The 21,652-nt window shown below is 33.8% G+C and carries 20 protein-coding genes; 12 read left to right on the plus strand and 8 right to left on the minus strand.

What is annotated here, in order from left to right:
• Positions 1-3 precede the first annotated feature (3 nt).
• Positions 4-672, plus strand: a complete 669-nt coding sequence (locus E0W69_RS18755; protein WP_131331594.1) for a DUF2461 domain-containing protein — start codon at positions 4-6, stop codon at positions 670-672.
• Between the two features lie 45 nt (positions 673-717).
• On the plus strand, positions 718-1,659 hold the full coding sequence (locus E0W69_RS18760) for an aldose 1-epimerase (protein WP_131331595.1): 942 nt from the start codon (positions 718-720) through the stop codon (positions 1,657-1,659).
• A gap of 102 nt (positions 1,660-1,761) precedes the next feature.
• Here E0W69_RS18760 and E0W69_RS18765 read toward each other — a convergent pair whose 3' ends face one another.
• From E0W69_RS18765 to E0W69_RS18780, 4 genes are all read right to left on the minus strand, one after another.
• Positions 1,762-2,175: a nuclear transport factor 2 family protein gene (locus E0W69_RS18765; protein WP_131331596.1), complete on the minus strand. Its 414-nt coding sequence runs from the start codon at positions 2,173-2,175 to the stop codon at positions 1,762-1,764.
• 3 nt (positions 2,176-2,178) lie between these two features.
• A complete protein-coding gene (locus E0W69_RS18770) occupies positions 2,179-2,706 on the minus strand; it encodes a TetR/AcrR family transcriptional regulator (protein ID WP_131331597.1) in 528 nt (175 codons plus the stop codon).
• A 267-nt stretch (positions 2,707-2,973) separates the two neighbouring features.
• Positions 2,974-3,612, minus strand: a complete 639-nt coding sequence (locus E0W69_RS18775; RefSeq protein WP_131331598.1) for an MBL fold metallo-hydrolase — start codon at positions 3,610-3,612, stop codon at positions 2,974-2,976.
• Positions 3,609-4,391: a biotin--[acetyl-CoA-carboxylase] ligase gene (locus tag E0W69_RS18780; protein ID WP_131331599.1), complete on the minus strand. Its 783-nt coding sequence runs from the start codon at positions 4,389-4,391 to the stop codon at positions 3,609-3,611. Before E0W69_RS18780 ends, E0W69_RS18775 begins: the two co-directional genes overlap by 4 nt.
• Positions 4,392-4,491: 100 nt before the next feature.
• Between E0W69_RS18780 and rsfS the strand changes: the two genes are divergently transcribed.
• The 5 genes from rsfS to E0W69_RS18805 all read left to right on the plus strand — a co-directional run bounded on the left by rsfS (position 4,492) and on the right by E0W69_RS18805 (position 9,914).
• On the plus strand, positions 4,492-4,896 hold the full coding sequence (rsfS, locus tag E0W69_RS18785; protein ID WP_131331600.1) for a ribosome silencing factor: 405 nt from the start codon (positions 4,492-4,494) through the stop codon (positions 4,894-4,896).
• A gap of 83 nt (positions 4,897-4,979) precedes the next feature.
• The gene (gene ftsH / locus E0W69_RS18790) at positions 4,980-7,052 is read left to right on the plus strand and encodes an ATP-dependent zinc metalloprotease FtsH (protein WP_131331601.1); all 2,073 of its coding nucleotides are present in this window, start codon (positions 4,980-4,982) and stop codon (positions 7,050-7,052) included.
• Positions 7,053-7,138: 86 nt separating this feature from the next.
• The gene (locus E0W69_RS18795; protein ID WP_131331602.1) at positions 7,139-7,945 is read left to right on the plus strand and encodes a UDP-2,3-diacylglucosamine diphosphatase; all 807 of its coding nucleotides are present in this window, start codon (positions 7,139-7,141) and stop codon (positions 7,943-7,945) included.
• Positions 7,946-7,954: 9 nt separating this feature from the next.
• Positions 7,955-8,785, plus strand: a complete 831-nt coding sequence (locus E0W69_RS18800) for an SdiA-regulated/phytase-like domain-containing protein (RefSeq protein ID WP_131331603.1) — start codon at positions 7,955-7,957, stop codon at positions 8,783-8,785.
• Positions 8,786-8,798: 13 nt separating this feature from the next.
• Positions 8,799-9,914: a mechanosensitive ion channel family protein gene (locus E0W69_RS18805; RefSeq protein WP_131331604.1), complete on the plus strand. Its 1,116-nt coding sequence runs from the start codon at positions 8,799-8,801 to the stop codon at positions 9,912-9,914.
• Positions 9,915-9,975: 61 nt separating this feature from the next.
• Here the strand turns inward: E0W69_RS18805 and hemL are convergent, their stop codons facing one another.
• Positions 9,976-11,274, minus strand: a complete 1,299-nt coding sequence (gene hemL / locus E0W69_RS18810; protein WP_131331605.1) for a glutamate-1-semialdehyde 2,1-aminomutase — start codon at positions 11,272-11,274, stop codon at positions 9,976-9,978.
• Between the two features lie 201 nt (positions 11,275-11,475).
• On the opposite strand from hemL, the gene E0W69_RS18815 reads away from it, so the two are divergent.
• The gene (locus tag E0W69_RS18815) at positions 11,476-12,621 is read left to right on the plus strand and encodes a TlpA disulfide reductase family protein (RefSeq protein WP_131331606.1); all 1,146 of its coding nucleotides are present in this window, start codon (positions 11,476-11,478) and stop codon (positions 12,619-12,621) included.
• A 45-nt stretch (positions 12,622-12,666) separates the two neighbouring features.
• Here E0W69_RS18815 and E0W69_RS18820 read toward each other — a convergent pair whose 3' ends face one another.
• Positions 12,667-13,884, minus strand: coding sequence for an S-adenosylmethionine:tRNA ribosyltransferase-isomerase (locus E0W69_RS18820; RefSeq protein ID WP_131331607.1), 1,218 nt, complete (start codon positions 13,882-13,884; stop codon positions 12,667-12,669).
• A 124-nt stretch (positions 13,885-14,008) separates the two neighbouring features.
• Here E0W69_RS18820 and E0W69_RS18825 point away from each other — a divergent pair, with 124 nt between their 5' ends.
• Positions 14,009-14,545, plus strand: a complete 537-nt coding sequence (locus tag E0W69_RS18825) for a ferritin (protein ID WP_131331608.1) — start codon at positions 14,009-14,011, stop codon at positions 14,543-14,545.
• A gap of 91 nt (positions 14,546-14,636) precedes the next feature.
• Positions 14,637-15,236 carry a NifU family protein gene (locus E0W69_RS18830; protein ID WP_131331609.1) on the plus strand — a complete coding sequence of 200 codons (600 nt, stop codon included), beginning with the start codon at positions 14,637-14,639 and terminating at the stop codon, positions 15,234-15,236.
• A 72-nt stretch (positions 15,237-15,308) separates the two neighbouring features.
• Here E0W69_RS18830 and E0W69_RS18835 read toward each other — a convergent pair whose 3' ends face one another.
• Complete coding sequence (locus tag E0W69_RS18835) at positions 15,309-16,748, minus strand: TlpA disulfide reductase family protein (protein WP_131331610.1); 1,440 nt, start codon at positions 16,746-16,748, stop codon at positions 15,309-15,311.
• A 141-nt stretch (positions 16,749-16,889) separates the two neighbouring features.
• Here E0W69_RS18835 and E0W69_RS18840 point away from each other — a divergent pair, with 141 nt between their 5' ends.
• Positions 16,890-19,907, plus strand: coding sequence for a glycoside hydrolase domain-containing protein (locus tag E0W69_RS18840; protein WP_131331611.1), 3,018 nt, complete (start codon positions 16,890-16,892; stop codon positions 19,905-19,907).
• Positions 19,908-19,930: 23 nt separating this feature from the next.
• Here the strand turns inward: E0W69_RS18840 and E0W69_RS18845 are convergent, their stop codons facing one another.
• Positions 19,931-20,845, minus strand: a complete 915-nt coding sequence (locus tag E0W69_RS18845) for a ketopantoate reductase family protein (RefSeq protein ID WP_131331612.1) — start codon at positions 20,843-20,845, stop codon at positions 19,931-19,933.
• 189 nt (positions 20,846-21,034) lie between these two features.
• On the opposite strand from E0W69_RS18845, the gene E0W69_RS18850 reads away from it, so the two are divergent.
• Positions 21,035-21,646: an L-threonylcarbamoyladenylate synthase gene (locus tag E0W69_RS18850; RefSeq protein WP_131331613.1), complete on the plus strand. Its 612-nt coding sequence runs from the start codon at positions 21,035-21,037 to the stop codon at positions 21,644-21,646.
• Positions 21,647-21,652 lie beyond the last annotated feature (6 nt).

Consider the following 21,652-nt stretch of genomic DNA (forward strand, 5'->3'; position numbering starts at 1 on the left):
GATATGAAAAAGTCTTCCTTACACTTTTTAAGTTCCTTGGAAAAAAATAATCATAAAGAATGGTTTGATGCAAATAAGACGGATTACCAAGATGCAAAAGAAGATTTAATATTAACTGTTTCTGATATTTTGCGTCAATTTCAACAAAAAGATACTACATTGGCACAAGTGGAGGCCCAAAAAACGCTTTTTCGGATCAATCGAGATGTTCGTTTTAGCAAAAATAAAGCGCCTTATAAGACCAATCTTGGAGCAAGTATTAATGCTTCTGGACGTACGGGAAATTTGGCGGGTTATTATCTACATATTCAACCAGGTGGCAATAGTTTTTGTGGTGGTGGATTGTGGAATCCCGAACCCGAAGCGTTAGCCAAAGTGCGCCAAGAGATTGATTATAATTTGGAAGAATTTGAAGCGATCGTTGAAAATAAAGATTTTAAGAAACAATTTGGTGGCTTGGAAAGAGCAGAGGAATTTCTATTAAAACGAGAGCCTAAAGGATATACGAAAGACAATCCTGCTATTGAATTTTTAAAATTCAAATGTTTTATTGGGAGTCATCATTTGACGGATAAAATGGTACAATCAGAGGCGTTGGTTTCCGAAATTTTGCAATCATTTGAGGCAATATTTCCACTGATTCAGTTTTTAAATAGAGCAATTTTGGACTAATCGACCATTGCTTTTTTAGATAAATAAAAAATATTAAAACGAACTATGCCGTATTCAGTTGTTGTCAATGGAGAGGGAGAAAATTTAAGAGTGGATTTATTGGGAAATGAAGGTGTTGCTGCAGAGGTATTTGCCTTTGGCGCTATTTTGAATAAGTTTTCCATTGTTAAAGACGAAAAAGAAATCAATGTTATTGATGCATATTCCAATACGGAAGATGCGAAAAATAATATTACCAATGGTTTTCATGGAGCAAAATTGAGCCCATTTGTATGTAGATTGGCAAATAGTGCTTTTTCGTTTGAAGGTAAAGAATATCAAATAGACAAATTTAAAGATGGCGCATCCGCCTTGCATGGTTTGATGTTTGATGAGGTGTTCGAATTGGAAGATAAAATCTCTTCGGATGATTTTGCCATTGCCGTTTTTTCCAAAAAATATGATACAGATGTGAATGGATTTCCATTTCCATTTACCTTAAAAGTAAAGTATAAATTGGAAGGAAAATCCTTAACGATTGATACTTTTTTCAAAAATGAGGGCGACTCGGATATTCCATTTAATGATGGGTGGCATCCGTATTTTCAATTAGGAGATTCTGTCGATACTTTGGAAGGACGTTTTAAAAGTAAAGAATTGGCCGTTTTCGATGATACGCTTTTGCCAACGGGCGAATTTGTGCCTTATAGCGAGTTTGCTGATTTTCGCACATTTGAAGGTGTAGAATTGGATAATAGTTTTACTTTAATCGAAAATGACGAGCCTGCAATCGAGCTACGTGATAAACAAGTAGGCATCGAATTAAAGGTTTTCCCAGATAAAGGTTATCCAATTTTGCAATTGTACATACCGCCAAGTCGCAAAAGTTTGGCTGTTGAAAACTTAACCAGCATTCCTAATTCTTTTAATCATGGTATTGGTTTATTGATCGCCAAACCAGGAAAAGAATACCAGTTGTCGACAAAATATACATTAGAATTGATATAGTAAAAAAGCCTTGCAATGCAAGGCGCTTTTAATAATATTACCTTCCGAGATATCGAATCCTTCGAAAGGCAAACGACTATTGGTATCTGGCTTTGCAAAAGTTTATTTAAACTTTCGTTCCTCTTCTGTAATCGCTAAATTATTGATACTTGCATATCTTTTTGCCATCAAACCATTCTCATCAAATTCCCAATTTTCATTACCATATGCCCGAAACCAGTTACCATCTAAATCCATAAACTCATATTCGAATCTCACGGCTATGCGATTGTCCGTATGTGCCCAGTATTCTTTTTTCAATTTATAGTGCAATTCTTTCTTCCATTTTTCTGAAAGAAATTTTACAATTGCTTCTCGTCCATTTACAAATTGATCTCTATTTCTCCATTCACTATCAATAGTGTAAGCTTTAGAAATCTTCTCAGGATCTTGTGAATTCCAAGCATCTTCTGCAAATTGTATCTTCTGTAGTGCGGTCTCCAATGTGTATGGAGGTAGCGGAAATTTCTGTTCCATAATTTAATGTATTAGGTTGTTTATAATTATTTTGGATTTTTCTATTAGTTCGTTGGATTTAAACATTTTACTTTCTATAATGCAGCTCTCGAAAAGGAGATAAATGTGATCTGATACAATTTCATCTTCTATAATTGAATTGAAAAATACGCGGAGGTCTTTTTTATGCTGCTGAATAGGCCTTAAAATTTTCACATTATCATTGGGGATTTCAGATAAAATATTTAAAAAACTACAGCCTCGAAAATTCTCCTTTTGATTCATATAAATTAAAAAATCAAAAGATGAAATCACTTTGGATTCAGTGTCTTCTTTGCCTTTTGTGAAATTTTGAAGTTCATTGAACCAATAAGTGTGTCTTGCATCTAGGAAAGCAACACAAAGGTCTTCTTTGGACTTAAAATGCTGATAAAAACTAGCTTTTGCGACACTTGCCTCAGCAATTATCTGATTAATTCCCGTGGAGTTGTAGCCTTGATTAGCAAAGAGGTCTGATGCTGTCTCTAGAATCCTATTTTTTGGTGATGACATAAAATTAAATTTTGACAGCACGAAGATAGGATAATATTTTAAGTGAACAGACAAGTCTGTATGTTTCTTTTAAAAAAATTATATTTAGTTCTATCAGAGAGACTGTAAACTAAAATCTGAGTGGTATAAATTAAAGGAAAAGACAAGTATAGAAACTGCTATAGAACCCAAATAGGAAAAGACTTAACAAGCTAGTTATTATCGAGAGTCCGTAATTAATTTTCAAATGATCATCTTTTGCACCAATGCAAAAGATGACCGTTTTTCTTACTTCAAAAATGGATTATTTGTTTTTTCGTATCCAATCGTAGTGGGTTCGCCGTGGCCAGGATAAACAACGACATCGTCTGGAAGTGTAAATAATTTCGTACGAATACTATTCAACAATGTTTGTGTGTCGCCGCCAGGAAGATCTGTACGGCCTATGCTATTTTTAAATAAAACATCGCCGCCGATGATAAATTTTTGTTTTTCGTTATAAAAACCAATACTTCCAGGACTATGTCCTGGCACAAAAAAAATCGAAAATTCATCTTCTCCCAATTGCAATTTATCTTGGTCGGTTACAAAATGTAACTCCCCGTCGTAAGGATTAAATTTTAATCCAAATCTAGCACCTGAAGCCGCTGCATTTTCTAAAACAACAAGATCTTCTTTATGTAATTTTGGTTCCAATTGAAATTGATCATGTATATATTTCATTCCCATTACGTGATCAATGTGTGCGTGAGTCAACCAAAGTTGTGTGGGTTGCAATTGATTTTTTTCAAGCGTTTCTTGTAAGACAATATTTTCTTCTGGGAAATACATTCCTGGATCAATGATGACTGTTTGTTTATTTTCGTTTGCAAGCAAATATGTATTTTCTTGAAATGGTCCGAAGGTATGTTGGAATATTTGTATCATAATTGACTTGGTATTATAAATTCTATTTCTCCAAAATTAAAAAATTGTAATTGTTCTTTTACTTGGATAACTAATTTACCATCTTTCTGTGCAGATTGGATTTTACCTTCGAAAATCTCGCCGTTTTCTCTTTTGCGAAAAGATAAAATTTCATCTTTTTTGTAAAGTAGTTGATTATAAATGGACAACAAGTAATCAAACCCTAATTGATTTAATTGTTGCCAACGTGTTTCCATTTTTTCACATAATTGTTTGGCGAGTGCAACTGTGTCAAAATCTTTCCCTGTGAGTAATTTTAGTGATGTTGCTTTTTTTTGAATAACCTCTTCAAAATCAATTTGATTTACATTTATGCCAATTCCAGCAACGGTCCACTGCCATTTATTACCTTTTACTAGACTTTCCGTTAAAATGCCTACTGCCTTTTTGTCACCAAAATAGATATCATTAGGCCATTTAATTTTTAACATTTCATCGTAATAATCATATAAAAGATCATAAGTGGCCAATCCAGATAAAATAATTATCTGAAATTGATATTGCAAGGAAAGCGCAGAGGTATCTATAATAAAGGATATCGCAATGTTTTCACCTGAATGGTCTTTCCAGGCTTTACCCCGCTGTCCTTTGCCTGCACTTTGATGGTGCGCAAATACGGCGATTCCGTGTGTAGCTTCTTCACTATTGGCAAATGCCATGGCATAATTGTTGGTACTTTCTACCTCCTTAAGCTCAAGAAATATTTGTCCAATGGAATGTTTTGTAGGTACTAAAGACAAAGAATTACTATTTTTGATGCGAATATAGCATAGATATCAAAAATCGTTAGACAGATTAGGTAGCTTATTAATTTTAAATTCATTTAAATTAGAATATTATTTGGCAACAACTACAACAGCAAAAAAAGTTTCGGATACGACTAAAGTAAGCAAGTCCACTAAGCTTGCAAAAAACTCCAAACTCTATAAAACGATAATAAGCGCAATCGATGATAAAAAAGGGGAAGAGATACTATCTTTAGATTTAAGAAAGATAGAAGTGGCTTCTGCTGATTTTTTTATCGTGTGTGAAGCATCTACAGGTGTGCAACTTAAAGCCATCTGTGATAATATTGAAAAGGAGGTCTGGGAGGAATGTGGAGAGCATCCGTACAAGATAGAAGGTCTGAATAATATGGAATGGATTATTGTCGATTACGTAAATATAGTCGTTCATATAATGCTACCAGATATTAGGAAGTATTACAGGCTAGAGGAAATGTGGAGCGATGGGGAGTCTGTTTAATTTATTTTAAATACCACGAACTATTTCGTAACTAAGTTATTATATATTATTTAAAAGATATTTTTAGAAGATATTAAATCTGTATGGCACAGGAAAACAAGCAATTGAAACCAAATTTTGGTAAAGGCAATAACAACAAACCAGGTAATAAAGGACCTAAGATCAGCATTTATTGGATTTATGCATTGATTGGAATTTTACTTATAGGTTACAGTTTATTTCACAAAGACATTCCAAATATAGCACGCACATCTATTCAGAATTTTCAGGAAAATATGTTGGCTCCGGGCGACGTAGAGAAAATTTCTGAAATCAGCGATAAGAATGTAGTTCAAGTCTATATTAAAAAAGACAGCTTATTTAAAGCAACGTATCAGAAAAATTTCCCTGGAATCAAAGACAATCAAGGTTCGCCTTTATTCCAATTTCAGGTAACGGATTGGCCTAGTTTTCAACAAAGTATGCGTGACTTCTATACTGCGAATCCTACAGTTGCAAAAGCAACAGAAGTCGTAGATACGGATAATCCTTGGTATGCGAATCCGATTGTAAACATTATACTTCCTGTATTGATGTTTGCTGCTATCTGGTTATTATTCATGCGAAAAGTTGGCGGCGGTGGCGCTGGTGGTGCTGGAGGTGGTATTTTCAATATCGGTAAATCGAAAGCACAATTATTCGAAAAAGGAACCAAAGTTAATATCACATTCAAAGATGTAGCTGGTCTTGATGAGGCAAAAGTGGAAGTGATGGAAATCGTTGATTTCTTGAAAAGTCCGAAAAAATATACCAATTTGGGTGGTAAGATTCCTAAAGGTGCATTATTAGTTGGCCCTCCGGGAACTGGTAAAACTTTATTGGCAAAAGCAATGGCTGGCGAAGCGCAAGTTCCATTCTTTAGCGTAAGTGGATCTGATTTCGTTGAAATGTTTGTCGGTGTTGGTGCTGGTAGAGTACGTGATTTATTCAAACAAGCACGTGAAAAAGCGCCTTGTGTGATTTTTATAGATGAAATTGATGCAATCGGTCGTGCTAGAGGCAGAAATGCGATGATGAGCAACGATGAAAGAGAAAATACATTGAACCAATTATTGGTGGAAATGGATGGTTTTTCTGGAGAAACAGGTATTATCATCTTAGCCGCTACGAATAGACCAGATGTGTTGGACAGTGCTTTGTTGCGTCCAGGTCGTTTTGACAGACAGATTTCTATTGATCGTCCAGATATTAAAGGAAGAGAAGATATTTTCAAAGTTCATTTGAAACCAATCAAAACTTCTCAAACTTTAGATATATTCAAATTAGCAGAACAAACGCCTGGTTTTGCGGGTGCGGATATTGCGAATATTTGTAATGAAGCGGCATTGATCGCAGCACGTAAAGGAAAAGATTCTGTAGAAATGATTGATTTCCAAGATGCCATTGATCGTGTGATTGGTGGTTTGGAAAAGAAAAACAAAATCATTTCCCCTGATGAAAAGAAAATCATCGCTTATCATGAAGCTGGTCACGCTATCTGTGGTTGGTTCTTGGAATACGCTTATCCTTTATTGAAAGTTACGATTGTTCCTAGAGGTAGTGCGGCATTGGGATATGCACAGTACACGCCGAAAGAGCAATATTTGTATAATACAGATCAATTGATGGATCAAATGTGTATGACTTTAGGTGGTCGTGCATCCGAACAAATTTTCTTCGGAAAAATTTCTACAGGTGCATCTAATGACTTGCAACAAGTAACCAAAAGTGCATATAGTATGATCACTGTATATGGTATGAATCCAAAAATTGGAAATATCAGCTACTATGATCCACAACAAGATAGTTCGTTTACCAAACCTTATAGCGAGGAAACAGGCAAATTGATTGATGAAGAAGTAAGAAATACGATTCAAAAAACATACGAAAGAACATTGGAATTGTTGACTGAACATAAAGAAGATGTCGAAAAATTGGCTCAAGCTTTATTGAAAAATGAAGTTTTGTTCAAAAGCGATGTAGAAACATTAATCGGTAAAAGACCATTTGAAGAGAATAAAGCTTCAGAAATTGATCTTGTTGATAATGAATCTCACGAAAATCAAAATGGAACAGTTAGCGAAGGTGTACCTCCATTTGATCCAGGTTTGAATCCTTTGCCTGCAACAGAAGCATAATTTTACATTTATAGAACGTTAATAAAAGGTACTGAAATTAATTCGGTACCTTTTTTATAAGAATAAAGCCTTAAATTAAACATTCAATGGCGGTATTAGAAAAAGGAAAAAAGATTTATTTCCTTTCAGATTTTCATTTAGGTGCACCAGATTACGACCGTAGTTTGGTACGCGAAAAAAAGATTGTGGCATTTTTGGATCAAATTAAAAAAGATGCTGCTTGTATTTTTTTGGTGGGAGACATGTTTGATTTTTGGTATGAATACAAAGATGTCGTTCCAAAGGGTTATACGCGTATTTTGGGTAAGTTGGCAGAGATTGCAGATAGTGGGATTCCGATGAAATTTTTCATAGGTAATCACGATATGTGGATGCAAGGTTATTTTGAAAAAGAATTTCACATGGAGGTTTTTGACAATCCTCAAACGTATGAATGGAATGGCAAGAAATTTTATATCGGTCACGGAGATGGATTAGGACCTGGAGATCACGGATATAAATTTTTGAAAAAAATATTTAGAAATAAACTTTGTCGTTTATTATTTGGCGCATTACATCCATGGATCGGGATCGGAATTGCCAATTATTTCAGTCGCAAAAGTAGAGCTAAAACAGGAAATGGAGATTCGATTTGGTTGGGTGATGATAAAGAATGGTTGGTGATTTATTCACAAGAAGTTTTGCAGCAACAATACTTCGATTATTTTATATTTGGGCATAGACATTTTCCAATCGATATCCTATTGAAAGAAAATAGCCATTATGTTAATTTAGGAGATTGGATTGATCATTTTACCTATGCGGAATTTGATGGTAAAAATTTGGAATTAAAAAATTATGCAGGAAATATCCTCAACGATAGGGCCATTGTGGCTAGAAATTTAAATAAATAATGAAGTTGTATGAGAAAAATTATTTGCATCTTCGTAATTGCTCTGATTGCTTGTTCCTCATTAGGAGCGCAGACGCCAAAAATTCCGACGATCGGATTGAATAAATTATTTTCTATAGAAGGAAAATTTAGTCAGCTTTATGTTGACAATTTGGGTAATATTTACACAATATCTAAATTGAGCAATCAATTAAAAAAATACAATTCCAAAGGAGATTCCATTGGTTTGTTTAACGATGTAAAACAGTTTGGAACGATTTCGAGAATGGATGCTACAAATCCATTAAAATTATTGGTTTATTACCAAGATTTTTCGACTGTAATTGCCTTAGATCGCTTTTTAAATAATATTAATAAACTCGATTTACGTCGAAGTGGTATTTTACAAGCAAAAACGATTAGTATCAGTTATGATAATAATCTTTGGGTTTTTGATGAGCAAGAATACAAGTTGAAAAAATTGGACGATCAAGGTAATATTTTATCCACCTCTGATGACTTCAGGGTTTTATTTCAAGATCCGCCGGATCCTGATGCAATCATAGACAATGACGGACAATTGTATCTGTATGACAAAAATTTAGGTTGGTTTATTATGGACTATTATGGTGCGGTCAAAAAAAATTATCCTTATTTACATTGGCAAAATGTGAAAGTCGAAAATCAAAAATTGATAGGAAGAGAGGATATGCAGCTTGATATCGCGACGCTTTCTGATTTTGACTATAATAAATTAAATTTACCCTTAAAGGCGGAAGATGTTCAAACGATACGTTTTCTAAATGATCGTCTTTTCGTCCTAAGCTCGGATAATATCTCTATTTATTCTATTCAACAATAAAAATAATAACACATTGGCAGATTTTCTCGAAAAAATTGGTTCTACAGAAATTTTAGACAATCATCTCAAGTCTATATTGATAGCAGTAGCTACAATTTTGATTGCCTTTTTTATTCGGAAATTACTGTCACGTTTTATTGCCAATCTTATATTTAAGTTTTTATCTAAAGATATAAGTACACAGTATAAAAGTAATTTCGATAATTATATTGTTGCTAGATTTGGTAGATTTCTATTCTGGTTTATAACCATTGCATCTTTAAATTTACTAACACCACCTTCTGATTTAAAATCTATTCCATTGTTTGGTAAGGATTTAGTGTATTGGGGGGATGCTTTATTGAGAATAGTGCTGATTTATAGTTTTATCAATCTTGCGATAGGAGTAGTATATTTTATTTTTTCCATTTATAAAGTTCATTCTCAAAAATCTGGAAATAAGTCTGCGTTACAGCTATTTACTTTGTTGGGTGATCTATCTCGTATCGTATTGATAATCATAGGAGTACTAATGAGTATCAAGATCGGGTTGGGATATAGCATTCAAGGATTGTTGACCAATATCAGTTTGGTTACTGCGGCCTTAGCACTAGCCGCTAAAGAAAGTTTGGAAAATCTAATCGCCTCATTTATTATATTTTTAGATAAACCATTTTATATAGGAGATTATGTAACTGTAAGTGGCGTTTCTGGTACAGTGGAAGCCATTGGATTGAGAAGTACGAGGTTGCGCACTGCAAATAAAACATTGGTGACAGTTCCTAATAAGCAAATGGTCGATACTCTTTTGGATAATGTATCGCAACGTTCCCAATACAAATTCAGTGAAAAATTGGAAATATCTCTTTCTGCAACCTCTGATGATCTTATATGGATAAAGGAGCAAATAACGAATTTGCTTTCTGAAAAAAATGCTCTAGCGATATCCGTATATTTACAACAAACAGGAAGTAGCGCACATTTTATGTACTTGGAGTATTATATTAATGTTGGAGACATGTCCTCCACTGATTTTAATAATTTAACGGGAGAAGTAAATCGTGAAATTGTTGCCATGTTTCAGCAACACGATATACATTTCGCTCAAGAAAGTAGTACAGTGGTTTCAATACAGCAGTCAAGTAATTAAAATTAAATAAAAGTCAGATAATTAATTTGATCGACTTTTATTTAATTTTAAAGTGAGATAATTAATTTGCTGATAATTCACTTAAGCTTTCGTCCATTGCTTTTATGGTAAAATCTAAATCCGCAATTGTTAATGCATTACTCAAGAACCAACATTCATATTGAGATGCCGGTAGATATACGCCACGTTTTAACAATCCATGAAAAAATTTAGAAAATTTAGCTTGATCAGACGCCGCAGAAGTTGCAAAATCTGTTACTGGAGCAGCATTGAAAAATAAACTCATCATACTTCCTAATTGATTGACTTGCACTGGTTCATCATGCTTTGCAAATACATCAATAATGCCCTTTTTCAAATAAGCAGCTTTTTCTGCTAATTCTGTATAATATTCTGGATGTAAATTTAATTCGGATAAAAGAGTAAATCCTGCGATCATTGCAAGTGGATTCCCACTTAAAGTTCCCGCTTGATACACATTGCCTAAAGGTGCGATGTGGCTCATGATTTCTTTTTTACCAGCAAATGCGCCGACAGGCAAACCTGCACCGATAACTTTTCCAAAAGTCATCAAGTCGGCATCAATATTTAACCTTGCTTGTGCGCCGCCTTTGGATTGGCGAAAACCCGTCATGACTTCATCAAAAATCAACAACATTTTATTTTCATCGCAGATAGCACGTAATCCATCTAAAAAACCTACTTTAGGTAAAACGCAACCCATATTACCAGCTACAGGTTCAACAATGATTGCTGCAATTTCATCTTTATGTTCGGCAACTAATTTTTTTACCGCCTCCAGATCATTATACGGAGCAATTAAAGTATCATTGGTCACACCAGCCGTTACGCCGGGAACCGTTTGGATATTTAAAGTTGCTACTCCACTGCCTGCATTTACCAAAAACATATCTGCATGACCATGATAACAACCATCAAATTTGATAAATTTATTTTTACCAGTATAGCCACGAGCTAAACGAATGGCACTCATGCAAGCCTCCGTACCACTATTGACCATTCGAATAAGATCAACATTCGGAACCATAGATTTTATCAATTCTGCAATCTCTGTTTCTAATTCTGTTGGGGCACCGAAGGATGTGGATTTCTCTGCCTTTTTTTGAATCGCCTCAATTACTGGACGATGCGCATGTCCCAAAATCATTGGTCCCCACGATCCAACAAAATCCACGTATTTATTACCGTCTATGTCGTATAAATAAGCGCCCTCTGCTTTTTCTAAAAAAAGAGGAATGCCTCCTACATTTTTAAATGCTCTGACAGGTGAATTGACACCGCCAGGAATTGATTTTTGCGCTCTTTCAAAAGCTGCTTTACTAGATTCGTATGTGTACATTTTCAAAAAATTCTAGGGACGAAGTTAACTTTGAACGATCAAATCATTTTGGCTTTTTACAAATATTCTATGGTTTGGTGTTTTTTTTACATTGGTATGATTATCTTGCCATAATTAATGCGGCGTTAAAATTGAAAAGAATAATCAATTTAGCATTAAACTTGTTAACATATTCAGACTCCTATATTAAAAAGTATTAAGATGAAAAGTTTAGGTTGGATATTATCATTGATGATTTGCGTACCATTGCTAACTAAAGCGCAAACTGAATCCAAATTTACATTGGAAGGAAAGTTAGAAAATTTGCAAGGTAAACCCGAAAAAGTGTTATTGTATTATCCTTACAGAGAACAGAATTTTATGGATAGTGCGGAAGTGCATGATGGTAAGTATCATTTTGATGGTTTATTAAGTGGTCCCGTTAGAGCAGATCTTTATTTGAAATATAAGAAGGATACAACAAATATGGGTAAAGATGTTATGTCTATTTTTATCCAACCTGGAGATATTACTGTGAATAGTTTAAATACTTTTTCAAATGTAACAGTTACGGGATCTCCCTCAAATGAAGATTTTAAATTGATACAAGCAGCTGCTGTGCCATTTGAATCTAAAATGGCTCCGTTAATGGATCAATATAACACTTATGCCAAAGCTAAAAACAAGTCAGCTCAAAATCAAATTGCAAAACAAATCCTTGCATTACGTCAACAAATGAATGACAATATGTATGGTAATTTTGTGCGCAGCAATCCTAATTCTATCATTGCATTGTATGCATTGCAGCAATACGCAGGTATTAATATCAAAAATCCTGATGAGATACAACAATTGTTGTTGACTTTACCTGCAAATGAACAAAACTCTACAGATGGACAAAAGTTGAGTCAATTAATCAAATTGGCAAAATTAGCTCCAGTTGGTGGCATAGCTCCAGATTTCATTCAAAATGATACTTTAGGAAACCCAGTTGCATTATCATCTTTTAGAGGTCATTATACATTGTTAAGTTTTTGGGCAAGTTGGTGTGGACCTTGTCGCTCAGATAATAAATTATTTGTATATAATTACAATAAGTACAAGGCAAAAGGATTCAAAATTTTGGGGGTTTCTTTAGACAAACCTGGCGATAAAGAAGATTGGTTAGATGCTATTCATCAAGATAAGTTGGATTGGACACAGGTTTCTGATTTACAATTTTGGAATAATGCAGCAGCCAAGAAATATGGAGTTGTCGCATTACCTCAAAATTTCTTAATTGATCCAAGTGGAAAGATTGTTGCGAAAGACGTTAGAGGTGCTGATTTGGAAGATCTATTAGCAAAATATTATCCCGGAACTAATTAGTAAACAAATTGTTATAAAAAAGGGAACGCAATTGCGTTCCCTTTTTTATTTCCATAAAAGACTTCCGTCGCCATAACTGAGAAATCTAAAATCATGCGTTAAGGCATATTGGTATATCTCTCGCCATTTATCTCCAACGATTGCTGCCACTAGTAAAATCAAGGTGGATTGTGGCTGATGAAAATTGGTAATTAAGCCGTCTGCAATACGTAATTGATAACCTGGTGCTATAATGATTTGCGTACGCGTTAAAAGTCGATCCATTTTTTGGTCTTCCAACCATTTAATTAATGCAGATAATGCTGTTTTTGCATCTATATCTTGCGGCAATTCGTAAGGTTCCCATTGCGTTAAGTCGTCGTGCAAAGATGTCAATTTACCAAGATGACATTTGACCCCGATCCAATACAAACTTTCCAATGTGCGTATGGACGTCGTGCCGACAGGGATAATCTTGCCATCAAGATGGTTAAGGAGATTTTGGATAAATGATTTTTTTACATCAATAGCTTCATAATGCATTTCGTGTTCACCCATTGTGTCTGCCTTTACAGGTTTGAATGTGCCAGCGCCGACATGTAATGTGACAAAGTCATGTTCGATTCCTTTTTTGCCCAAATTTTCTAATAAATCTGTTGTGAAATGCAAACCCGCTGTTGGTGCCGCAACCGAACCATCATATTTCGCATAGACGGTTTGATAACGGTCTTTATCAGATTCCTCTGTTTCGCGTTTCAAATAAGGTGGAAGCGGAATAATGCCCGCAAAATGTAGAATCTCTGCAAAGGAAAGTGTTGTTTCATTCCACTGAAAATGAATTAAAAAATAATCATTTCTTTTTTCTATTTGCGTAGCGTTAAGTTCAATATTTTTACCATTAAATTCAAATGAATGTGTCAGTGCTCCTGATTTCCATTTTTTTGCACCTCCGATAAGGCATTTCCAATAAACTTCTTTTTTTTCCAACATGGCGGAGGTAATATCATTATATCGGTCATCAGGTTCAAGGCAAAATAGTTCGATTTTAGAGCCAGTTTCTTTATAAAAAAGAATGCGCGCTTCCACCACCTTTGTATTGTTAAAGACAAGAAGTGTGTTTGCAGGCAAATATTCATCTAATTTATAATATTGACTTTCAGAGATATCGCCATGATTATAGATCAAAAGTTTGCTTGCGTCTCTTTGCGCCAATGGATATTTTGCAATTTTACTATCTGGTAAATCGTAGGTAAAATCTGCGATTGCTAATTCTTGAGGATGCATGCTGCAAAGGTATATCCTAATTGAAAAAATATTCAAAAGAAAAATTTACATATTAACAGTAATATGACAATGTTTCGTAATCAATCAATTAAATTTGAAATAAATAAAACCAAAAAAGAGAAGTATGAAAACATGCCGACTTTCAGCTAAAATGGCGGATGCCTTGAACAAACAAATGACTTTAGAAGCCTATTCTGCACAAGTGTATTTAATGTTATCCTCTTGGGCAGATGATTTAGGATATGCAGGTATCTCTGGATTCTTATTTAAGCATTCTACAGAAGAACGTTCTCACATGGCTAAATTGATTGAATATATTCAAGAAAGAGGTGGGAAAGTTATTATTGAATCTATTCCGAAACCTGGAGTTGAGCCCAAATCTATGCAAGAATGCTTTGAAATGGTATTCAAACAAGAAGTTGAAAATACAACAGCCATTTATAAAATTATTAAATTGGCGATGGAAGAAAGTGATTGGGCTACTTGGAATCATTTACAATGGTTTGTAACAGAACAAAGAGAAGAGGAAAAATATGCATTGCAATTGTTGGATAAAATTAAAATTGCAGGAGGCCCGAAAGCTCAAGATTCTGCCTTATTTGACTTAGATAGAGACTTATCTAAAACACCACAAGAAACGCCAATTGCAGATGATCTTTAGACATTTCTGTAAAATATAACGCTATTTTGACGCTATTTTTATTATTGTAAATTAAAGAAATAGTACCTTTGTGCCTCCAAAAGATTAATTTATGATTAAGACAGGAAATCAAGTGATCAGCATATATACAGAAATGACACCTAATCCGGAAACAATGAAATTTGTGGCCAATAAGTTGTTATATCCAGGAAAAAGTATTGATTTTCAAGATGAGACAAACTCTGTAGCGTCTCCCTTAGCAAAAGAATTGTTTGGGTTTCCATTTATAAAAAGCGTTTTTATAGCAAGTAACTTCGTTACACTTACGAAAAGTGTAGATACGGAAGATTGGATGGATATTATACCAACAGTTAAGCAATTTCTGAAGGAATATATAGAAGGAGGAAGTCCAATTATATTAGAAGATGAAGTCGCTAAAATAAAAGTGGATCATGGAAATGAAGTGATTGCTGATGACGATGATGTTGTAAAAAGAATTAAAGAACTTTTGGATAATTATGTACGTCCTGCTGTTGAGATGGATGGCGGTGCTATTCAATTCAAAAGCTACGATGATGGTAAAGTTAATTTGATGATGCAAGGTAGCTGTAGCGGATGCCCATCTTCAATGATTACTTTGAAAGCCGGTATCGAAGGTATGATGAAACGCATGATTCCTGAAGTAAAAGAAGTTGTTGCGGAGGCCGTGTAAGATATTTTTATGTAATAAAAAAGGTGGAGCTTAATTATAAGAGCTCCACCTTTTTTATTGCTATTGATTATTCTAACTTTTGAGTAATAAATTGACAGCATTCGAAACTTCTGTCAATACACCTTGATCACTTCCTGAAAATCCAACCATTTCAAATTTGATATTGCCATCTCTGCCAATGATAAATTTTGTTGGAATACCTGTGACCCCATATGATTTTATGACGTCAAATTCCTTACCATTTGTTTTACTTGGCTCATCTAGAAGTACTTGAAAAGTATATTTCTTTTCTTGGATAAATGAGGATACCTCTTTAAATCGTTGCTCAGGGGTACTTCGTTCCCAAGTATCTACAAACAAGAATACTACATCTTTATTGTCTTTATATTTGTTGACGGCTAATTGCATTCCAGGAAAAGACATTTTGCAAGGTCCGCACCATGTTGCCCAGAAATCAATGATCACTACTTTTCCTTTTAAGCTACTTAAAGAAACTTTTTTTCCTTGCAGATTCTTTAGTGTGAAATCATGTGAAGGTTTATTAATCATGGACGCCAAAAGGGTTGCTTTTTCAGCTTGTTCTTTTTGTTTGTCAAGCTCTTCTATAAAAGGGGTAACATCTCTTTCAGGATAAACTTTTTTATATGCTGCTTCTAATTGAGCTTTAACGATGTCATTGCCTTTTCCTACCTTATAAACCTTGCTGCCAATTTCTAGTGCTTTATTCCATTGTTTATTTTCATTTAATAATGTAATGTAGGTACCGTTTATGTCAGACTCTGCACCTTTTAGATAAGTATATGCATCTTCTTCATATTTTAAGGCTTCTGCTTTTTTGCCCTCTTTGGACAGAATAACCGCATAAGTATCTTCATACATGGAATAACTTTGTTTCAAATCCTTGCTTGTTTCTGAACTATCACTTGTAGGTAATTTTTCTATAGCTGCTTTCGTTTTTTCTAATGATTTTTTGGATAATATTTCAGCAATGCTCAAGTGTTGTCCACTTTCAGCCCATTTCCAAGAAATAGAGTTAAGTACTTCGGCGCTTAATTCCTTGCTATACTCTTGTACTTTAGTGGTGTCTTTTATTAAGAAAATTGGGTAAGCGGAACTTTTTAAAGCGGTATAATAAGATCCTGCAGCAGAATTTTCATCATCAAAATTTACATCAGGGAATTCAGTTTTTAGCTTATTAAAATCTTGCAACGTATATTGCTCTGCTTGTATTTTTTTAAAATCTTGGATAATTTGAACCATTGATGCAACTTGGCCCTTCGGATAAATTGAAATAATTTCTTTATCTATAGAGTCATTGGCTGATCTACGTTGGTTCAATTGCAAATAGTTCATCTTTAATTTAAGCAAACTGGTTTCAGGAACTTTCGCATGGAGAGAATCTTCGAATTGCTTATAGAGTTCGCTACTGGTTTTTTCTTGTGCGTTTGCAAATCCAATTGAGAACATACCAAAAGTTAAAAATGCCATTTTGGTTAGCTTCGTTTGTAACATAGTAATAGTATTTAAATAAAAATATGATAGATGTATGGATAAAATTACGCAATCGTTTGAAAATTAAAATATTTTTCTTTTTTAGTAATATTGTACTTATTTCTTTATTCAAATAGATTCTATTTCAGCTAAAATATAGTGATGAGAAAAATACATTTCAGTATAATTATTTTTTTTGTTTTTCTAAGTATTCAGAATTTACATAGTCAAAATTTAAAAAATACAATTGCCTTTAAGGAATGGAATTATGATTCATTAGGAAATCATAGAATAGTCGTATCGGTTCCAAAAGCGGGAAAAGTGGCAAGAGTTACTATAGAGTGGAGGCGTAGAGATGAAAACCCTGAATTAAAATCTATTTTTGTAGTGGATGCATTAACGAATAAAAGGATTATAAATACAAAAGTAGAATTTATCGACAGAGAAAAAGGAACTATATTATTTGAACCGGTATCGGGCAAAGGGACTTATTATATTTATTATATGCCATTTTATCGGCAAGGAAGCCCATTCTATCCGAAAGATAAATACTATAACGATGAAAATATTGCATCTGATACATGGTTGAATGTCTTTAAACAATCTTCTGCAGTTGTCGCTATTGCGCAAAGAAATGAATCAGTTAATGAGTTCAATAGTTTTGATCCGATGGAAATTGTCGCTACGAAATCGGAAGTAAACGAATTTTTAAAATTAAATAAAAATCAAGAATACTTTGTTTTTTCAGAAGATAGAATGCATCCAATCCGAATGACTAAAGATTTTCCTTATAGGTGGATGCATAAAAATATTCAATCGCCTTATTTTGAGGGTACTACAGACAAAGGTGAGAATTATAGTTTTCAACTGGGTTTGTATTCAGATAAAGATAGTTTGGCTGATGTTGTACTAGAATGGTCGGATTTAAAATATAAAACAAATACTATAAAAAAATCCTATTTAAGTATACTCAATAATTATGGAAATAGTTGGCTGGGCGATACAATGAATTTTAAAGTTCAAATTCCTATAAATAAGGTGCAAGCATTTTGGTGTCTGGTAAATATCCCAGATAATGCATCTGCTGGTGCTTATAGTGGCACGATAACTATTCATTCAAAAGGATTAAAAGATAGAATCGTTCCTATTAAAATAAATATTTCTAATAAGCTTGCAAAAAATCATGGTGTCGATGAACCATGGAAACAGACTAGACTTACTTGGTTAAATAGTAAGATGGCGGAGAAAAATGCTTTAATACCTCCTTATACGGCATTAAAACTGAATAATAATGAAATAGAATTATTAGGGAGGAAAGTAGCAATAGATAAAACGGGTTTCCCAAAATCTATCCAAACTTTTTTTACGGAGGAAATGACTGCGGTAGATACACAAGCGAGAAATATTATTACCGAGCCTATACATTTTCATATAAAAGATAGCAAAAGCAAGGACTTAGCCTTTACACAAAGCCCTATAAATTATAGTGAGAATACAGATACTAAGATTTCTTGGAATGTCTTGAATACAAACAAAAGTCTACAACTAGCGGTAAATGGTAGTTTGGAATTTGATGGGTTTTTAAACTATGAAGTTAAATTGATCGCGACAGAAGATATTCAATTAAAAGAGGTACAATTACACCTACCCATTACTCCAGATGTGGCTAAATATTTTATGGGCTTAGGTGAAAAAGGGCAAGCTTTTAATCATGATATCAATTGGAAATGGGATGTTGCGCATAAAAACCAAGATGGCGCATGGATTGGTGATGTCAATGCTGGATTACAATTTGGATTAAGGGATGAAAATTATTCACGCCCATTAAACACGAATTTTTATTTGCAAAAACCTTTACTATTGCCAACGTCTTGGGGCAATGATGGTGCTGGAGGTATAGACGTTTCTTTAAAAGGAACTTCTATGTTAGTGAATTGCTATTCTGGCGAAAGAAGGTTAAAAAAAGGGGATACGCTATACTATAATTTTAGATTGTTAGTTACACCATTCCATACTATAAATACAGAATTTCAGTGGGATAATAGATTTGTACATAAATATCTACCAGTAAAAAAAGCAAAAGACTATTGTGCGACTGTAATAAATATTCATCAAGGAACGCCTATCAATCCTTATATCAATTATCCTTTTATCAAAACTAAGGAGATGAAGGCGTATATTGATAGTGCGCACGCCTTAGGTATGAAAGTTAAAATTTATAATACTGTTCGTGAATTATCCAATAGAGCATACGAATTACCCGCACTATTTAGTTTGGGACATGAAATATATTCTAACGGTAAAGGAGGAGGTTATGCTTGGCTGCAAGAGCATTTAGATAGTAATTATATTGCCGCTTGGTATACACCAGAAACAAATGATGCTGCAATTATAAATAGTGGAATGAGCCGTTGGCATAACTATTATGTAGAAGGAATGAATTGGTTGACCAAAAATATCGGAATAGACGGAATTTATTTAGATGATGTGGCTTTCGATCGTAATACGATGAAGCGTATTAAAAAAGTTATGACCGATGATGGGCATCCCGGTATTATTGATCTACATTCGGCAAATCAGTACAATAAGTCAGATGGTTTTATTAATAGTGCTAATTTGTATTTAGAATTATTCCCATATATAAACAGATTATGGTTTGGGGAATATTTTGACTATGATAATAATAGTCCGGATTTTTTCCTAACTGAAGTTTCCGGTATTCCTTTTGGTTTGATGGGAGAGATGTTGCAAAATAATGGAAATTTATATCGTGGTTTATTGTATGGAATGACAAATAGATTGTTTTGGGATGGAGGGGAAAATGTGCCTGCAGATCCTCGCCCAATATGGAAAGAATGGAATCATTTTGGAATTAAAGGAAGTAAGATGATTGGTTATTGGGTTAAAAATAATCCTATAAAAACGGACAATAATAAAATATTAGCTACGATCTATAAAAAGGATAAAAAAGTGTTGATTGCCATAGCAAGTTGGGCAGATGGTGAGCAAAATTTTCACTTGAATTTTGATTGGAAAAAATTGGGAATGGATCCATCTAAATGCCAATTAATTGCTCCTGAAATTGAAAATTTTCAAACTAAAAAAACGTTTAATCTGAATGCAACGATTCCTGTGCAAAATAAAAAAGGTTGGTTGTTGGAATTGGTAGAATCTAATTAAATAAAAACGTTCTAGTCCATTGGCTAGAACGTTTTTTCTATCGCTTTGATTTCCAAATATAATAGTTCATTTACAGGTGTTGGAATATTATTTTCAATTCCTTGTCTAATGACTTCACCCGCAAACATATCCACTTCTGTATATCGATGCGCTAGGATATCTTGACACATCGAAGTTGTATTTTCATCTGCTAGTTTTTGAATATTGTCGATTAAATGCTCTAATTCGTCAGCTTTGTCGAAATGAATTTCTTTCTTATTCGCTATGTCAATTACCTCTGCTGCAGCCATACGCATGAGTTTCTGTGCAAATTCATTGTGCTTAATATTTCCATAGTTAAGTCTTAGTGTCGCGGATATTTGATTGGCTGCAATATTCAAAATGAATTTTTTCCAAAGAGCATGTTCCATATCTTCGGGAATTTTAAATTGAATATTTGCTTTTTGCAAAAGCGTTACAAATGTTGCAATAGATGCCGGTATTTCGTCGTTAGTTTTCTCTCCAAATACTAGAGTCCCTTCCTGAGAAAAGCGTACTTTATTTCCTTCTCGAAATGCATCCATCCCTACGCCATACGCATATAGCATATGCTCCATCCCAATTTTTTCTCCAATTATTTTTTCAGAAGAAATGCCATTTAAAATGGAAATTACCTTTGTTTTTTCTCCTATAAAATCTTGAAATAAAGGAATACTATTTTCTAATTGTAAGTATTTTACACAGACGAATAATATATCTGCCTTCGGCACATTTGCTGCATCTTTGGGTAAGATATATTCAAAATTGTAGGATTTTTGATTGACGTAAAATCCCTCTTTTTCTAATTTTTCTTTTCTGCGTTCATCCGTAATTATTTTTACAAAAGAAGGGTTATAATCGTAAATCTTTGATGCATAAAGACTTCCGAGTGCGCCAAGTCCAATAAAATAAATATTCATAATAGTTCAATTTAGATAAAAACTATTTATTATTCATAGTTTTTTCATTTTATCTGTAGTTATTCTGACTCCAATAAATATTATTTGATGATTGTAAGGAATAGTTTATACTTTTAAAATCAGATTGATTACTCATCTTTTGCAATTTTTCTTCGGTACGGCGTTTGATTAAATTACTAAAAAAATATAATGATTTTACATACCCATCCAGATAATCCTAATCCTCGAAATATAAAGACTATAGTTGAATGTCTTTTGGATGGTGGAGTCATCATTTACCCCACGGATACAATTTATGGTATCGGTTGTGATATACTACAACATAAAGCAATAGAGCGTGTAGCGCGGATCAAGCAAACTCCCGTAGACAAAATTCATCTGAGTTTTATCTGTGATTCATTGAGTGATTTGAGTAAATATACTAAAAGCATTTCTACGCCATTATTTAGAATGTTGAAAGATTATTTACCTGGCCCATACACGTTTATTTTACAAGCCAGTAAGGAAGTTCCAAAGATGTTGCAGAGTAAGAAGAATACAATTGGTTTGCGTATTCCTGATAATAATATTGCTCAGACAATCGTAAAAGATTTGGGACATCCGATACTTTCATCTTCTTTACCAGGAGATATGGTGGAAGAGTATACTGATCCAGAATTGATTTATGAAAATTTTAAGAATTTAGTAGACATAGTTGTGGACGGAGGAATTGGCGGAATGATTCCTTCAACGGTGGTAGATTGTACCAAAGATCCATACGAAATTATCCGTCAAGGAGCTGGTGAATTTGATTTTGAGTAAAAATGA

It is taken from the genome of Rhizosphaericola mali, from assembly GCF_004337365.2.
In the GTDB taxonomy this organism is placed as follows: domain Bacteria; phylum Bacteroidota; class Bacteroidia; order Chitinophagales; family Chitinophagaceae; genus Rhizosphaericola; species Rhizosphaericola mali.

Excerpts from the sequence above, each read along its gene's own strand:
- E0W69_RS18755 (WP_131331594.1), top strand. The coding sequence starts at position 4 with ATGAAAAAGTCTTCCTTACACTTTTTAAGTTCCTTGGAAAAAAATAAT.
- E0W69_RS18760 (WP_131331595.1), top strand. The coding sequence starts at position 718 with ATGCCGTATTCAGTTGTTGTCAATGGAGAGGGAGAAAATTTAAGAGTG.
- E0W69_RS18765 (WP_131331596.1), bottom strand. The coding sequence starts at position 2,175 with ATGGAACAGAAATTTCCGCTACCTCCATACACATTGGAGACCGCACTA.
- E0W69_RS18770 (WP_131331597.1), bottom strand. The coding sequence starts at position 2,706 with ATGTCATCACCAAAAAATAGGATTCTAGAGACAGCATCAGACCTCTTT.
- E0W69_RS18775 (WP_131331598.1), bottom strand. The coding sequence starts at position 3,612 with ATGATACAAATATTCCAACATACCTTCGGACCATTTCAAGAAAATACA.
- ftsH (WP_131331601.1), top strand. The coding sequence starts at position 4,980 with ATGGCACAGGAAAACAAGCAATTGAAACCAAATTTTGGTAAAGGCAAT.
- E0W69_RS18795 (WP_131331602.1), top strand. The coding sequence starts at position 7,139 with ATGGCGGTATTAGAAAAAGGAAAAAAGATTTATTTCCTTTCAGATTTT.
- E0W69_RS18800 (WP_131331603.1), top strand. The coding sequence starts at position 7,955 with ATGAGAAAAATTATTTGCATCTTCGTAATTGCTCTGATTGCTTGTTCC.
- hemL (WP_131331605.1), bottom strand. The coding sequence starts at position 11,274 with ATGTACACATACGAATCTAGTAAAGCAGCTTTTGAAAGAGCGCAAAAA.
- E0W69_RS18815 (WP_131331606.1), top strand. The coding sequence starts at position 11,476 with ATGAAAAGTTTAGGTTGGATATTATCATTGATGATTTGCGTACCATTG.
- E0W69_RS18820 (WP_131331607.1), bottom strand. The coding sequence starts at position 13,884 with ATGCATCCTCAAGAATTAGCAATCGCAGATTTTACCTACGATTTACCA.
- E0W69_RS18825 (WP_131331608.1), top strand. The coding sequence starts at position 14,009 with ATGAAAACATGCCGACTTTCAGCTAAAATGGCGGATGCCTTGAACAAA.
- E0W69_RS18830 (WP_131331609.1), top strand. The coding sequence starts at position 14,637 with ATGATTAAGACAGGAAATCAAGTGATCAGCATATATACAGAAATGACA.
- E0W69_RS18835 (WP_131331610.1), bottom strand. The coding sequence starts at position 16,748 with ATGTTACAAACGAAGCTAACCAAAATGGCATTTTTAACTTTTGGTATG.
- E0W69_RS18840 (WP_131331611.1), top strand. The coding sequence starts at position 16,890 with ATGAGAAAAATACATTTCAGTATAATTATTTTTTTTGTTTTTCTAAGT.
- E0W69_RS18845 (WP_131331612.1), bottom strand. The coding sequence starts at position 20,845 with ATGAATATTTATTTTATTGGACTTGGCGCACTCGGAAGTCTTTATGCA.
- E0W69_RS18850 (WP_131331613.1), top strand. The coding sequence starts at position 21,035 with ATGATTTTACATACCCATCCAGATAATCCTAATCCTCGAAATATAAAG.